The sequence below is a fragment of the Streptomyces apricus genome, assembly GCF_008369065.1.
Lineage (GTDB): Bacteria > Actinomycetota > Actinomycetes > Streptomycetales > Streptomycetaceae > Streptomyces > Streptomyces apricus.
This window is the reverse complement of record NZ_VDFC01000085.1, coordinates 83,404-97,544: the sequence shown is the minus strand read 5'-3', so window position 1 is coordinate 97,544 and position 14,141 is coordinate 83,404. Positions and strand designations below refer to the sequence as shown.

The 14,141-nt window shown below is 68.6% G+C and carries 12 protein-coding genes and 1 pseudogene; 9 read left to right on the top strand and 4 right to left on the bottom strand.

Annotated elements, in window-relative coordinates:
• Nucleotides 1-34: 34 nt before the first annotated feature.
• From FGF04_RS36830 to FGF04_RS41915, 9 genes and pseudogenes are all read left to right on the top strand, one after another.
• Nucleotides 35-739 (top strand): response regulator transcription factor, encoded by a 705-nt coding sequence (locus FGF04_RS36830; RefSeq protein WP_149515745.1) that lies wholly within the window; start codon nt 35-37, stop codon nt 737-739.
• Nucleotides 736-2,307, top strand: a complete 1,572-nt coding sequence (locus tag FGF04_RS36825) for a sensor histidine kinase (RefSeq protein WP_149515744.1) — start codon at nt 736-738, stop codon at nt 2,305-2,307. Before FGF04_RS36830 ends, FGF04_RS36825 begins: the two co-directional genes overlap by 4 nt.
• Nucleotides 2,308-2,501: 194 nt before the next feature.
• Nucleotides 2,502-4,847, top strand: coding sequence for an MMPL family transporter (locus FGF04_RS36820; RefSeq protein WP_149515743.1), 2,346 nt, complete (start codon nt 2,502-2,504; stop codon nt 4,845-4,847).
• Between the two features lie 146 nt (nt 4,848-4,993).
• Nucleotides 4,994-5,683, top strand: a pseudogene (locus tag FGF04_RS41920) (histidine kinase); the annotation flags it as partial.
• Nucleotides 5,684-5,900: 217 nt separating this feature from the next.
• Nucleotides 5,901-6,158 (top strand): ATP-binding protein, encoded by a 258-nt coding sequence (locus FGF04_RS41475; protein WP_235882690.1) that lies wholly within the window; start codon nt 5,901-5,903, stop codon nt 6,156-6,158.
• 17 nt (nt 6,159-6,175) lie between these two features.
• Nucleotides 6,176-6,841 (top strand): response regulator transcription factor, encoded by a 666-nt coding sequence (locus FGF04_RS36810; protein WP_149515802.1) that lies wholly within the window; start codon nt 6,176-6,178, stop codon nt 6,839-6,841.
• A 62-nt stretch (nt 6,842-6,903) separates the two neighbouring features.
• Nucleotides 6,904-7,629: an SGNH/GDSL hydrolase family protein gene (locus FGF04_RS36805; protein WP_149515742.1), complete on the top strand. Its 726-nt coding sequence runs from the start codon at nt 6,904-6,906 to the stop codon at nt 7,627-7,629.
• Between the two features lie 52 nt (nt 7,630-7,681).
• Nucleotides 7,682-8,665 (top strand): hypothetical protein, encoded by a 984-nt coding sequence (locus FGF04_RS36800; protein WP_328596468.1) that lies wholly within the window; start codon nt 7,682-7,684, stop codon nt 8,663-8,665.
• Nucleotides 8,666-8,672: 7 nt separating this feature from the next.
• Nucleotides 8,673-8,921 (top strand): site-specific integrase, encoded by a 249-nt coding sequence (locus FGF04_RS41915; protein WP_328596467.1) that lies wholly within the window; start codon nt 8,673-8,675, stop codon nt 8,919-8,921.
• A gap of 160 nt (nt 8,922-9,081) precedes the next feature.
• On the opposite strand, the gene exaC is transcribed toward FGF04_RS41915, so the two are convergent.
• From exaC to FGF04_RS36780, 4 genes are all read right to left on the bottom strand, one after another.
• Entirely contained in the window at nt 9,082-10,605 is a 1,524-nt protein-coding gene (exaC, locus tag FGF04_RS36795; RefSeq protein WP_149515741.1) for an acetaldehyde dehydrogenase ExaC, read from the bottom strand.
• Between the two features lie 143 nt (nt 10,606-10,748).
• Nucleotides 10,749-12,017, bottom strand: coding sequence for a GAF domain-containing protein (locus FGF04_RS36790; RefSeq protein WP_149515740.1), 1,269 nt, complete (start codon nt 12,015-12,017; stop codon nt 10,749-10,751).
• Between the two features lie 150 nt (nt 12,018-12,167).
• Nucleotides 12,168-12,779: an N-acetylmuramoyl-L-alanine amidase gene (locus FGF04_RS36785; protein WP_149515739.1), complete on the bottom strand. Its 612-nt coding sequence runs from the start codon at nt 12,777-12,779 to the stop codon at nt 12,168-12,170.
• A gap of 91 nt (nt 12,780-12,870) precedes the next feature.
• A complete protein-coding gene (locus FGF04_RS36780) occupies nt 12,871-13,884 on the bottom strand; it encodes an acetamidase/formamidase family protein (RefSeq protein WP_149515801.1) in 1,014 nt (337 codons plus the stop codon).
• Nucleotides 13,885-14,141 lie beyond the last annotated feature (257 nt).

The following is a 14,141-nucleotide window of genomic DNA, read 5'->3' as shown; positions in this document are numbered from 1 at the left end:
GTGGAGAGACGACCGTGAACCGGGGACAGGTGTGATGACGACGACACAACGACTGCTGCTGGTGGAGGACGAGCCCACGCTCTGCGAACTGCTGTCCGCGAGCCTGCGGCTGGCCGGTTTCCAGGTGACCTCCGCCGAGACAGGCGCCCAGGCGCTGAGCGCTGTGAGCGAACAGCGCCCCGACCTGATCGTCCTGGACGTGATGCTGCCGGACATCAACGGCTTCGAGGTCGCCCGACTCCTGCGTGAGCGCCACCCCGGGCCGGGCGGCGAACACCCGCCGATCCTCTTCCTCACCGCGCGGGACGCGGCCGAGGACCGGATCAGCGGGCTGCGCGCAGGTGGCGACGACTACGTGACCAAACCGTTCAACCTGGAAGAGCTCATCCTGCGCATCCAGGCCGTGCTGCGTCGTACCAGCGGCCGTCAGCCGGACCGCCGCCTGCTCGTGGACGATCTGGCGCTGGACGCCGACAGCCACCAGGTGACCCGGGGCGGCCACGCGGTACAGCTGTCCCCGACCGAGTTCAGCCTGCTGCGGGTACTGATGGAGAACGCCGGACAGGTCCTGTCCCGACACCAGCTCCTGGACCGTGTCTGGCACTACGACTTCGACGGTGACGACTCCATCGTCGCCTCCTACATCAGCTATCTGCGCCGCAAGATCGACACGGACCGGCCGAAGCTGATCCACACCGTGCGGGGCACCGGCTACGTACTGCGGAAGCCCTCACCATGACCACCACCTCCGCCGACGGGCCCATCAAGTCCCTCTCGCTGCGCGGCCGAGTCGTGGCCATCAGCCAGCTGCTGGTCATCGCCGCCCTGCTCGCCAGCAACGCCCTGCTCGTCACCCTGCTGCAGCGGCAACTCGTGCACCAGCTGGACGACCGGCTCCGCGCCGCGACCGTCGCGGCGGCACGCTTGTCCGACCGGGCCGAAACGCCGGGCGAGGCGGCGCCGCGGGTACGGGACGCGGTGGAACGCGAACTGACCGGGGACATCTACGTCGCCTACCTCGACGCCGACGGCCAGGTCGAGGAAACTCCGCGACCACCGAAGAACAGCGCGCCGCAATTGCCTGACCTCAACCTCGAAGCTGTCGATTCCCGCGACAGTCGACCCTTCCAGAGTGCGGCCAGGAAAGGAAATGGCGAATGGCGCGTGATCGCCGCGCCCTTGAATTCCGGGCCCTCGAATGTCGAGTCGTCGAATGCCGAGTCGTCGAATTTCGCCCGGCGGCAGAAAGCAGAGGGTGCGTCCTATGCCGGCATTGTCGTGGCCGCGTCCCTGAACCCCATCAACACGACCATCCGGCACCTCGGCGTGTGGATGCTGGTCATCGACTCCCTCGTACTCGTCCTTCTGGCGGTCGTCGGCTGGTTCGCCGTGCGTGCGGGACTGCGGCCACTGCGCCGCATCGAGACGACCGCGGCGGCCATCGCCGCGGGCGATCTCTCCAGCCGTGTGCCGCCGCCGGCCTCCACCCGCACCGAGCTGGGCCGGCTGTCCGCCGCGCTCAACGGCATGCTGGACCGTATCGAAGCCGGTGACGCCGCCCGCGCGGCCACCAACGAGCGCATGCGGACCTTCATCGCGGACGCCAGCCATGAACTGCGCACCCCGCTGTTCGGGATCAAGGGCTTCACCGAGCTGTACCGCATGGGCGGCATGCCCGAGCGCGCGGACGTCGACACCGCCATGAACCGCATGGAACGCGAGGCGGGCCGCCTCGTCCGCATTGTCGAGGACCTGCTGCTGCTCGCCCGGCTCGATGAGGAAGACACCACCGCCGACGCGCATCTGCCCCTCCACCTCACCCCCATGGACCTGCGCACCCTGGCCGCCGACGCCCTGCACGACGTACGGGCCCTGGCTCCGGAACGTTCCGTGCGGCTGACGGGGCCGGGCGGCGGTCCCCCCGGCGGTGCACCCGTGCTGGGCGACGAGGCCCGCCTGCGCCAGGTCACCTCCAACCTGGTCGGCAACGCCATCGCACACACACTGCCCGGTACCCCGGTGCGCATCGGCGTGGGAACACTGGGCGACCTGGCAGTTCTCGAACTGTCCGACCAGGGGCCGGGCATGACGGCGGAGCAGGCCACCCATGTCTTCGACCGCTTCTACCGCGCCGACACCGCCCGAGCCCGCACGCAGACAGGTGGAGCGGGCCTCGGTCTGTCCATCGTCAATTCCCTGGTGACCGCCCATCACGGCCGTGTCGAAGTCGACACCGCGCCGGGCGAGGGCACCACATTCCGCGTCCTGCTGCCGCTGCATCCCGACAGCTCCGTCAGCCATTCCTGAAGCCGACCCGCCCGGTCTCCGCGCGCTTTGTCCGGTCACGGCAACGGGCGACTACCAGCATCAGATGAGAGACCCGCTGAAACCTACTTGTTTTTCAGTACACGGGATTGTCGATGAGGCTGACGACAAGGACAGGTCCGACCCGCGAGGGTGAGAGGCGTTCCAGATATCCAGACAAGGAGATGGGCATTTCCATGGCGACTTTCTTGCACCGTGTGGGCCGCTGGGCCTTCCGGAGGCGCCGCACGGTCCTTTTGATATGGGTGGCGGTGCTGGCCGCCGTGTTTCTCGGGGCCACCAGCGCTTCCGAGACGCCGGAAGGCTCGTCCTCCATGCCCGGAATCGAGTCCCAGAAGGCTTTCGACCTGATCAACGAGCGGTTCCCGGGCGCCGAGGCGGACGGGGCCGAAGCCCGTATCGTGTTCGTCGCGGAACAGGGGCAGCAGATCACCACCACCGCCAACCGTTCAGCCATCGACAAACTCGTCGCCGCGGCGGCCGACGGAGCGCAGGTCGCCGAGGTGACCAGCCCCTTCGACGCCGACGCGGTCAGCAAGGACAAGTCGACGGCGTACGCGAGCGTCACCTACAAAGTCGCCTCCGACGACCTCACGGACGCCAGCAAGGAGGCGTTGGCCAAGGCCGTCGACCAGGCCCGGGACGCCGGCCTGACCGTGGAGGTCGGCGGCTCCGCGCTGGAGACCGAGGCGGCACAAGGACTGGGCGAGGTGCTCGGTGTCCTCGTCGCCGCGGTGGTGCTGCTGATCACCTTCGGTTCCCTCGCCGCCGCGGGCCTGCCGTTGCTCACCGCGATCCTCGGTGTCAGCATCAGCCTGGCCGGCATCACGGCCGTGAGCAGCGCCTTCGGATTCTCGTCGACGGTCGGCGAACTGGCGATGATGCTCGGCCTCGCCGTCGGTATCGACTACTCCCTGTTCGTGGTCTCCCGCTACCGCGAGGAGCGGGCCAAGGGGCACGAACCGCAACAGGCGACCGCCCTGGCGGTCGGCACCGCGGGCGGCGCGGTCGTCTTCGCCGGACTCACCGTCATCATCGCGCTGCTCGGCCTTTCGGTGATCGGCGTCCCGATGCTCAGCAAGATGGGACTGGGCTCCGCCGGCGCGGTGCTGGTCGGCGTGCTGATCGCACTCACAGCCGTACCCGCGCTTCTCGGTTTCTGGCCCGATGCCGTGCTCTCGCGACGGGAACGCAAGGGCGAAAGCCGCTCCCGCGACGCCGGCAGCCGTTCCTCGGCCGGCGGACGCCGTACGCGCCTCAAGTTCCCGCGCCGCGCCGGCAGCACCAAGACCGTCGGCACCGAGGCCGACAGCACCAGGACCATCGTCACCGGGACCGTCGGCGCGAGCAGCGCCAAGGCGCCTTGGGGTGTTCGCTGGGCACGGTTCGTCGTGCGACGCCCCCTGCCGGTGCTGCTCCTGACTGTCGCCGGTCTGGGCACACTCGCCGTGCCGTCGCTGGACCTGCGGATGGGAATGCCGGGTGAGGAGGCGAAGTCGACCTCGACCACGGAGCGGCGCGCCTACGACGCGCTGGCCGAGGGGTTCGGCCCGGGATTCAACGGTCCGCTGACCGTGGTCGTCGATGTCAGCAAGGCCGAGGATCCGCAGGCCGCGGTGGCCGCGGTCGCGGATCGGCTCGACAGCACCGAAGGGGTCGTCTCCGTCTCGCCCGCCCGGTTCAACGAAGCGAAGGACACCGCGGTCATCGCCGCCGTCCCGGCCACCGCGCCCACCAGCAAGCAGACCCAGGACCTGGTGCGCACCATCCGCGGCGAGCGGGCCGCGGTCGAGTCCGACACCGGCGCGAGCTTCAAGGTCACCGGTACCACGGCGCTGAACATCGATGTCGCCGAGAAGATGCAGGACGCCCTCGTCCCGTATCTCGCTGTCATCGTCAGCCTCGCGTTCCTCCTCCTGATGCTGGTCTTCCGCTCGATCCTGGTGCCGCTCAAGGCCGCGCTCGGCTTCCTGCTGTCGGTCCTCGCGGCCCTCGGCGCCATCGTCACTGTGTTCCAGCAGGGCCACGGAGCGGGCTTCTTCGGCGTCGAGGAAACCGGGCCGATCATGAGCACCATGCCCATCTTCCTGGTGGGCATCATCTTCGGTCTCGCCATGGACTACCAGGTGTTCCTGGTCTCCCGGATCCGTGAGGCGCACATCCACGGGGAGGGGCCCGGCCAGGCCATCGTCACCGGGTTCCGCCACAGCGCCCAGGTCGTGGGCGCGGCGGCACTGATCATGATGGCGGTGTTCGGCGGCTTCATGACGGGCGGCGAGTCCATGGTCAAGATGGTCGGCTTCGGTCTGGCCAGCGCCGTCTTCTTCGACGCCTTCGTCGTACGCATGGCGTTCGTACCCGCCGTTCTCGCGCTGCTCGGCCGGCACGCCTGGTGGCTGCCACGGTGGCTGGACCGCCTGCTTCCGCGTGTCGACGTCGAGGGCGAGGCGCTCACCAAGCACACCCCCGCCCCATCCGCTCTCCCCGAGAGCACCGATCGGCATTCGTCGGTGACGGTCTGACGCACGGGAACCGCCAGGGCCGCTCGTCCCCCTTCCGCGAGCGGCCCTGGCGCCCCACCCCCGCACCTACTTCACTCACTCAATCCATTTCACCCACTGCTCGCACCGCCGCCACCGCGCGACAGCCAAGGTCCGTCGGAGAGTCCATGCTCGTCCACCTGCGACGCCAAGCCCAGCAGTGTCCGCGCCTCGTCGAGATGGTCTTCCTGCTCCTCGTGTGGGCCGCCACCGCCAACCAGTACCGCCGCACGGACACCGACACCCTGTGGTGGCCGGGGTTCGTCATCGCGGGAGTCGTCTGCGCGTGCCTGTCGGCACGGCGCCGCCGCCCCGGTCTCGTCGTCGGCCTGACGACGCTCGGATCAGTTCTCGTAGGCGGCCAGGGCTGTGTGGTCGGCCCCCTGCTGTTGCTGCCGGTCATCGTCGCGCTGTACGAACTCACCCTGCGCTCCGGGCAGCGGGCGGTTGTCGCCCACTGCCTCTGTGTCGCCCTCGTGCTCCTGCCCACCGCGTTGCGCTGGGACCCGATCGGCGACCCTTGGGCGGACCAGGTGGTGAGCCTCGCGTTCTGGATCCTGCTCCCGGTCCTGTACGGCTCGGCGGTGCGGGCACGCCGCGCGTACCTGAACGCCGTACAAGCACGCGCCGAACAAGCCGAACGCATCCTGGAAGAGGAAGCCAGGCACCGCGTCTACGAAGAGCGCATCCGCATCGCCCGGGAGCTGCATGACGTCGTCGCCCACCACATGGCCCTGGCCAACGCCCAGGCCGGTACGGCCGCCCATCTGTACCGCACCCGCCCCGAGCAGGCACACACCATCCTCACCGAGCTGACCGTCACGACGACCGAGGCACTGCGCGAACTCCAAGCCACCGTGGGCCTGCTCCGTCAGTCCGACACCACCCAGGAGTCCCTGGAGCCTGCCCCTGGTCTGAACCAGCTCGACGACCTGGTCGCCGCCTTCGCCGCTGCCGGACTGCACATCACCGTCGATACCGAGGGCCCCCGGCCCCCCCCTGTCGAACGGCACGGACCTGACCGCCTTCCGCATCGTGCAGGAGGCGCTCACCAACGTCGCCAAACACGCCGCGGTGAGCAAGGCGCACATCCAACTCATCTACGCGCCGGACCAGTTGGTGATCACTATCAGCGACGAAGGCAGCCCGCTGCCGCGCCCGCGCGCCCGCGGGGGCGGGTTCGGCCTGGTCGGCATGCGCGAGCGCGCCCAGTCCGCCGGCGGGCGGCTCCACGCCGGCCGCCGGCCCGAAGGCGGGTTCGCCGTCACGGCGGAACTCCCCATCCACGTATGACCGACCGGAAGCCCACCATGCCCATCCGCGTGCTGATCGTCGACGACCAGACCCTGCTACGAGCGACCTTCCGTGTACTGATCGACTCCTGCGACGATCTCGAAGTGGTCGACGAGGCCTCCGACGGGCAACAGGCCGTCGAACTGGCCCGCGTGCACCACCCTGACGTCGTCCTCATGGACATCCGTATGCCGGGCACCGACGGACTGGCCGCCACCGAGGCCATCTGCAACGACAAGGACCTCCAGGACACCCGGATCCTGGTCCTCACGACCTTTCAGTCCGACGAACACGTGGCCCAGGCCCTGCACCTGGGCGCGAGCGGATTCCTCGGCAAGAACACCACCGCCGACGCGCTCCTCGACGGCATCCGCACCATCGCCGCGGGCGACGCGCTCCTGTCGCCTGTGGCCACCCGCTCCCTCATCACCCGCCTTCTCTCCACTCCTGCCGCAGGTCCCAACGTCCCTCCCGAACAACTGGCCGCCCTCACTCCCCGGGAACGCGAGGTGGTGAAGCTCGCCGCGGTCGGCAAGTCGAACACCGAGATCGCCGACGAACTGTTCCTGAGCGTCCTCACCGTTCGTACGCACATTCAGCACGCCAGAGCCAAGGTGGACGCGCGTGACCGTGCCCAACTCGTCGCCCTCGCCTATCAATCAGGTCTGGTGTCCGGTCGCTGACGCCGCGGTCGGCCCCTCGCCGCGATCCGATACCCGCCCATTCGAACGGCAGGACATCCCTGATGACGACGCAATTACGCAGCACACTTGCCGGACTTCTCCTGGCGGCCGCGGTCCTGGCCGCCACGGTCGCCGTGACACGCCACGACACCACCGATCCCTCCGGCGTCGCGGCGCCCGTCCGCGTGGGACCGTACGCGGCTCTCGGCGACTCCTATACCTCAGGGCCTCGCATATCTGTGCAGACAGGCAGGCCCAAGGGATGCGCCCGGTCCGATCACAACTACCCGGCCCAGGTCGCCGCCGGGCTCGATCTCAAGCCGGGCGACTTCCGTGACGTGAGCTGCAGTGGTGCCACCGTCGACGACCTCACCGGGGCCCAGTACACCGAGAAGGGAACGAACCCTTCCCAGTTGTCCGCCGTTTCGCGTTCGACGCGTCTCGTCACCCTCGGCATCGGCGGCAACGACATCGGATTCAGCGACATGATCACTCGATGCGTCGCCATGGGAACGGCCTACAAGGTGCTCGACCGCGCCAAGGACATGTCGTCCCACGGATCTCCCTGCCGTGAGTCGTACACCGACAACGGCGTCGATGCGACGGAGCAGCGCATCGCCGGCCTTGAGACGAAGTTGACGAGCGCGCTGCGCGACATCCAGCGCCGCGCACCCGAGGCCCGCGTCTACGTAGACGATGAGTTACAGAGTTCGATTTTGGGAAACACGCGAGCGGCCAGACCGTCGCAAAGGGTTCGAGGTTCGATGGACGGTCAATGGGCGGGATAAATCCGAGTCTTTTCTCACGAAGGGGCTTGCGGAGAGCCGACGTTCCAAACTCGTGACTGCCGCGCGCGATGGCGAGCCGTTCGATATAAGGACGGGCCTGCCGGCTTCCGAGCTCCGGGCCCTGAAACAGCGCACCACCTGGTATGTCCTGGCGCAGGAATATATCGACCAGCGTTGGGACCGTACGCCGGGAAACACGCGTCGAACGCTTGCCGACGCTCTCGCGACCATCACTCCAGCCTTCGTCGAGCCGGAGCACATGTCGTATGCACCTCGTGAACTGCGGAGGGCGCTGTATTCATGGGCTTTCAATAAAAGAGCCTGGAGACAGGATCCGCCCGAGGAGTGGCAGGCAGCACTGGATTGGCTGCAGCGTCATTCGCTGCCCGTGAGCGAGTTGACGGAGCCCGATGTGCTGCGCCAGGGGCTCGACGCTCTGTGCCGCAAGGTCGATGGGGCAGCCGCTGCAGCGAAGACCGTGAAGCGCAAGAAGGCCGCCGTCAACGAGGTGTTCGGGGTCGCAGTGGAACGTGGCTACTTCACCCAGAACCCGCTGAGCGGCTTGCGGTGGTCTGCGCCGGAAGTTGCCGACGAAGTCGACCCGGACTGCGTGCCCAATCCGGAACAGGTGGGCCGCCTGCTCGCTGCGGTCAGGGCGCTGCCCGGCCGAGGTCCACACCTGTACGCCTTTTTCGGGTGTATGTACTACGCCGCGATGCGTCCTGCTGAGGTCATTCACTTGCAGAAGTCTCAATGCCGTCTGCCGGCGAGCGGATGGGGGCTCCTCAACCTGAAGGGCGGGGTGGTCACGGCGGGTAAGGAGTGGACGAATGACGGTGCCGTTCACGAGGTCCACTCTGAAGCGACGGGCGGCCAAGGCGATGAGGCCGGTGCCCATCCCGCCGGTGCTGGTGCGCATGCTGCGCGAGCACATAGAGAGTTTCGGTGTCGCACCCGATGGACGTCTGTTCCGCAATGCAGCGGGAAACTACGTCGATCCTTCCGCGTACGGGATCACATGGGGACGTGCGCGTGAGGCTGCATTGACTCTCGATGAACACGCCCTTGAGCTTGCGAAACGCCCCTACGACTTGCGCCATGCAGGAATCTCGTTCTGGCTTGCTTCCGGTGTCGACCCGGCAGAGTGTGCGCGCCGTGCCGGACAAAGCATCCAGGTTCTCTTCCGCTTCTACGCCAAGTTTTTGGCCGAGGCGCGGAACCATGCCAACAGCCTGATCGAGAAGTCGATGCGAAGGTGGGAGGGGCAGGGCGGCAGTGCGGAAGGCGCTTGAGCCGGGCCTTGGCCCGGAAATGCCCCGGAACAGCTGGTCAGAGATGGGATAGCGGTGGGGCATATCGGGAGTTACTCTGCACTTCGCCCCGTGGCTTAGATGCGCGCCGGAAAGGGCGCCTGACAGGTGAAGTGCCTGTTCAGGCGCCCTTTTTTGGCGTCTAGAAGAAGCCCAGCTTCTTCGGCGAGTACGACACCAGGAGATTCTTCGTCTGCTGGTAGTGCTCCAGCATCATCTTGTGGTTCTCGCGGCCGATGCCGGACTGCTTGTAGCCGCCGAACGCCGCGTGCGCCGGGTACGCGTGGTAGCAGTTCGTCCACACCCGGCCCGCCTGGATCGACCGCCCCGCGCGGTACGCCGTGTTGATGTCCCGCGTCCACACACCCGCCCCGAGCCCGTACAGGGTGTCGTTGGCGATCTTGATGGCGTCGTCGAAGTCCGCGAACGACGTGACGGACACGACGGGACCGAAGATCTCCTCCTGGAAGATCCGCATCCTGTTGTCGCCCTGGAAGATCGTCGGCTGTACGTAGTACCCGCCGGCGAGTTCGCCGTCGTACTCGATACGGTGGCCGCCCGTCAGGACCTTGGCGCCCTCCTGCTGCCCGATGTCCAGGTAGGAGAGGATCTTCTCCAGCTGGTCGTTGGAGGCCTGGGCGCCGATCATCGTCTCGGTGTCCAGCGGATGACCGGGCTTGATCGCCTCGGTGCGGGCCACCGCCGCGTCGAGGAACTCGTTGTAGTGACCCTGCTGCACGAGCGCCCGGGACGGACAGGTGCACACCTCGCCCTGGTTCAGCGCGAACATCGTGAAGCCCTCAAGCGCCTTGTCCCGGAAGTCGTCGTCCTGAGCCCACACGTCGTCGAAGAAGATGTTCGGCGACTTCCCGCCCAGTTCGAGCGTCACCGGCTTGATGTTCTCGGAGGCGTACTGCATGATCAACCGCCCCGTCGTGGTCTCACCCGTGAAGGCCACCTTCGCGACCCGCGGGCTGGACGCCAGGGGCTTGCCCGCTTCCACCCCGAAACCGTTGACGACGTTGACCACACCCGGCGGCAGCAGGTCCGCGACCAGACTCATCAGGTAGTGGATGGACGCCGGAGTCTGCTCGGCGGGCTTGATCACGACCGCGTTGCCCGCCGCGAGCGCCGGCGCCAGCTTCCACACCGCCATCAGGATCGGGAAGTTCCACGGGATGATCTGCGCCACCACTCCCAAAGGCTCGTGGAAGTGGTACGCCACCGTGTCGTCGTCGACCTCGCCGAGCGACCCCTCCTGCGCCCGGATCGCCCCCGCGAAGTAACGGAAGTGGTCGATGGCCAGGGGGATGTCCGCGGCCAGCGTCTCGCGGACCGGCTTGCCGTTCTCCCAGGTCTCCGCGACCGCGAGCTTCTCCAGGTTCGCCTCCATCCGGTCGGCGACCTTGAGGAGGATGTCGGCCCGCGCGGTCACCGACGTACGGCCCCAGGCGGGAGCCGCGGCGTGTGCCGCGTCGAGGGCGCGCTCCACGTCCTCGGCCGTGCCACGCGCGATCTCCGTGAACGGCTGCCCGTTCACCGGACTCGGGTTCTCGAAGTACTGCCCACGGGCCGGGGGTACGTACTCGCCGCCGATGAAGTGGTCGTACCGCGACTCGTAGGAGACGATCGCGCCTTCGGTGCCGGGCGCCGCGTAACGGGTCATGTGCTCTGCCTCCCGAGAAAGGGCCGCCCGCCGTTGGACGGCTCTCGCCGCGAGGGTAGGTGCGGCGAGGTTGCAGGTACGTTGCGCGATAGGGCAGGGCAGGGCAGGGCAGGGCCGGGTTGCCGGGGCACCGTGCCGCCGTGTCAGCGGCGCAGCCAGCCGGGTGATGCGGACTGCTCGGCCTCCAGCTCGGCCAGCCGTGCCCGTACCGGAGCTGTCGGGCGGGTGGCCGCCAGGGCCCGCCACACGTCGAGGTCGTCCTCGCCCCACGACGCCGTGACCCAGCGCGCCAACAGGTCCGGGTCACCGCCCGAGACGAGGGCTGCGCGCAGTCCGTCCGCGAGCCGTCGGCGCAGCCGCACCACCGCCGGAGCCTGTGAACCGGGCAGCAGCGGACCGCCGTACGCCGCCATGGCCGCCGTCACCGCACCGGCACCCAGTCTGCGCTCCACCACCGCGATGTCCGACTCGACCGGAACCGAGAGCCGGTAGGGCCGCGAACCCAGGACCCCGCTCCCCAGGAGCCGGCGCAGTCGGGCCAGCTCGGCACGCAACGTCACCGGCGTCACCGACTCGTCCTCGTACAACGCGCACAGCAGCTCGTCACCCGTCAGCCCGTCCGGATGCCGCGACAGCAGTACCAGGAGCTCGCTGTGTCTGCGGCTCAGCCGCAGGGTGCGGCCGCGGGACACGAGCAGCGCCTCGTCCCGGCCCAGAGCGGTCAGTTGCAGGGCGTCGGTGGCGGCCGGCGCGGGAGTGAGCAGAGCCAGCTGCGACTCGGCGGCGCGCGCCACGGCCTGCACGAAGCCCAGACTGTGCGGATGCGCGAGCCCGTTCCCGCCGGTGATGTCGACGGCGCCGAGCAGCCGCCCCGTACGCGGGTCGTGCACGGGAGCGGCCGCGCACGTCCACGGCTGGACGCGCCGGATGAAGTGCTCCGCGGCGAACACCTGCACCGGCCGGTCGAGCGCCACCGCCGTACCCGGGGCGTTGGTTCCCATCGCGGACTCCGCCCACCGCGCACCCGGCACGAAGTTCATGCCGTCCGCCTTCTGCCGGGTGCCGGGATGCCCCTCCACCCACAGGAGCCTGCCCTGCGCGTCGCACACCGCCAGGAGGTGTTCGCCGTCCGACGCGAAGGTGCCCATGAGTTCCCGGAACAGCGGCATCACCGCGGCCAGGGGGTGTTCCGCGCGATAGGAACCGAGGTCTCCGTCGGTGAGCTCCACCGCCGCGGAACCGTCCGGCCCGACCCCTGCCCGTGCCGAACGCCGCCACGAGTCGGCGACCACGGACCGCACCGGCCGCGACACCGTGCCCGCCTCGGTGAAGGTCTCATGGGCACGCCGCAGCGCACGCACCCGCTCGACGGGATCGGCACCCTGGTCGAGAGCCACCCATGGATCGGTCAATTCGGCCTCCCCGGAGGCGTAGGCATCTGGTGCGAAGCCGCTGCTGACATCGTCACTCCCGCGGTGGATGTGGACAAGCGTCGCGGACCGTGCGAGGCGGCCGGGCGACGGGAGGGGCGAGGTGACTGGAGTAGCGAGGTGACGAGGCGGCTAGGCGAAGTTGACCAGTCTGATGTAACGCGTCCAGTCCCAGTACGGCCCCGGATCGGTGTGGTCGCTGCCGGGTACCTCGTAGTGCGCGAGGATGTGCGAACGGTCCTTGGGGAGCGCGTACTTGTCGCAGATCGCCGCGGTGAGTCTCGCCGACTCCTCGTACAGGGCGTGTGTGAAGTACGCCGGCTGGTCCACCCAGCCCTCGTGTTCGATGCCGATGCTGCGGGTGTTGTAGTCCCAGTTGCCTGCGTGCCAGGCGATGTCGCGCTCGCGGACCATCTGGGCGATGTGGCCGTCGTCCGACCGGACGACGTAGTGCGCGGACACCTGTTTCCTCGGGTTCTGGAAGATGGCGAGGGTGTCCGAGTAGGTCGCCTGTGTCACGTGGATGACTACGAAGTCGACGGGATGGCTCGTCGGGCGGTCGGCCACGGTGTAGTTGGACGGACTCGCCGGGGACCATTCGGATGGGGGGTAGTCGATGCCCTGCGGTTCCGCGCCCGCTCGCGTGGTGGGGAGCAGCGTGGTGGAGATCGTGGCGAGAGCGGCACTCTGCAGCAGGCGCCGTCGGCTGGGCAGGGAGGTCGGAAGGAACTTGGCTCGGTCCACGGGTTTCCTCTCGAATGACGGTGACGTCGGTGGCAGACCGCTGGAGCCGTCGGAGCCGTCGGAACTGCTGGAGCCGGCCGGAGACCGGACCTCAACGGCCCAGTGCCGCGGCCGTCTCCCGCATGCGGGCGTGCAGCCCCCGGTGTGTCTCCCGCTCCGGCAGCCACTCCTTGCGGATCTTGGCCACGCAGGTGTAATTGGTGTCGCAGACGTTGGCCAGCGGCGACTCGACGGCCTGGGTGGCGAATTGGTAGGCGTCCAGCTCGCTGAACCCGTAGTCGCGCACCAGCCATCGGACCAGGTCGAGCTGCGATATTCGGAACGCGTCCTCCAGCGGGCGTGCCGAGCCGGTCGAGATGATGTGGGTGTCGGACTCGATGCGGGGCCACGGCGTGGTGACCCCCTTGAGCAGCTCGACGATCACCACCGTGTTCATCGCGCACTCGACGGCGACCCCGCAGGTCTCGCCCTCTCCCTGCCGCGCGTGGCCGTCGCCGAGGCTCAGCAGGGCGCCTTCCACGTTCACCCCGAGGTAGCAGGTGACGCCGGTCCGCATCTCGGGCGTGTCCATGTTCCCGCCGTGCGCGTCCGGGACCAGGGCGGAGCGTACCTCCAGGTTGGCCGGTGCCACTCCCACGGTGCCGTGCATCGGATCCATGGGCAGCTCGATCCGGATGTCGCTGTCCCGTGCGCTGAACAGTGCCGTGCGGCGCGCCCTGTCCAGCTGCCAGATCCACACGGTCTCGGGCAGCGGCGGCTGCAGCGTGGCCGTGGTGTGCGTGGAGGTCAGTGCCCCGAAGAGCGGGACCGTCGTCGACGCCGCCCAGTCCCGCGCCGGCTCGATCGACACGAAGTGCACCGCGACCGTGTCCCCCGGCTCCGCACCCTCCACGTGGAACGGTCCCGTCTGCGGATTGAGGAACGGGAACTCGCACACCTCGGACACCAGGTCCTTCTCCGAGCGCACCCGTCCGGCGAAGCAGTCCTCGGTGTAGAGGTCGAGGACCGTACCCGGCTGGATGCGGGCGATGGGCGGCACTCCGCCGAACGTCCACGCGTACTCACCCGGTTCGGGGCGCACGGTCAGGATCCGAGGGTCACTCATGCTTGCACTGCTCCGTTCGTCCGACGGCGGTGTCTCGCGTGAATCACGGTACGGGCCGGGCCGGTTGAGGAGGAAGAGTCGGCCCAGATCCGTGGACAGCACTGTGATTGTGGACAACTCGGTCACCCGGAAGGGGGACCGCAGCGTTCTCACCGCCACCGCCACCGCCACCGCCACCGGCGTCAGGCCCGGAGCGGGCCCAGACCAGGACAGCCCGACCCGGCTCGGCCCGACCCGATCCGGCCCGGCAGTGAGAC

Excerpts from the sequence above, each read along its gene's own strand:
- FGF04_RS36830 (WP_149515745.1), top strand. The coding sequence starts at position 35 with ATGACGACGACACAACGACTGCTGCTGGTGGAGGACGAGCCCACGCTC.
- FGF04_RS36825 (WP_149515744.1), top strand. The coding sequence starts at position 736 with ATGACCACCACCTCCGCCGACGGGCCCATCAAGTCCCTCTCGCTGCGC.
- FGF04_RS36820 (WP_149515743.1), top strand. The coding sequence starts at position 2,502 with ATGGCGACTTTCTTGCACCGTGTGGGCCGCTGGGCCTTCCGGAGGCGC.
- FGF04_RS36810 (WP_149515802.1), top strand. The coding sequence starts at position 6,176 with ATGCCCATCCGCGTGCTGATCGTCGACGACCAGACCCTGCTACGAGCG.
- FGF04_RS36805 (WP_149515742.1), top strand. The coding sequence starts at position 6,904 with ATGACGACGCAATTACGCAGCACACTTGCCGGACTTCTCCTGGCGGCC.
- exaC (WP_149515741.1), bottom strand. The coding sequence starts at position 10,605 with ATGACCCGTTACGCGGCGCCCGGCACCGAAGGCGCGATCGTCTCCTAC.
- FGF04_RS36780 (WP_149515801.1), bottom strand. The coding sequence starts at position 13,884 with ATGAGTGACCCTCGGATCCTGACCGTGCGCCCCGAACCGGGTGAGTAC.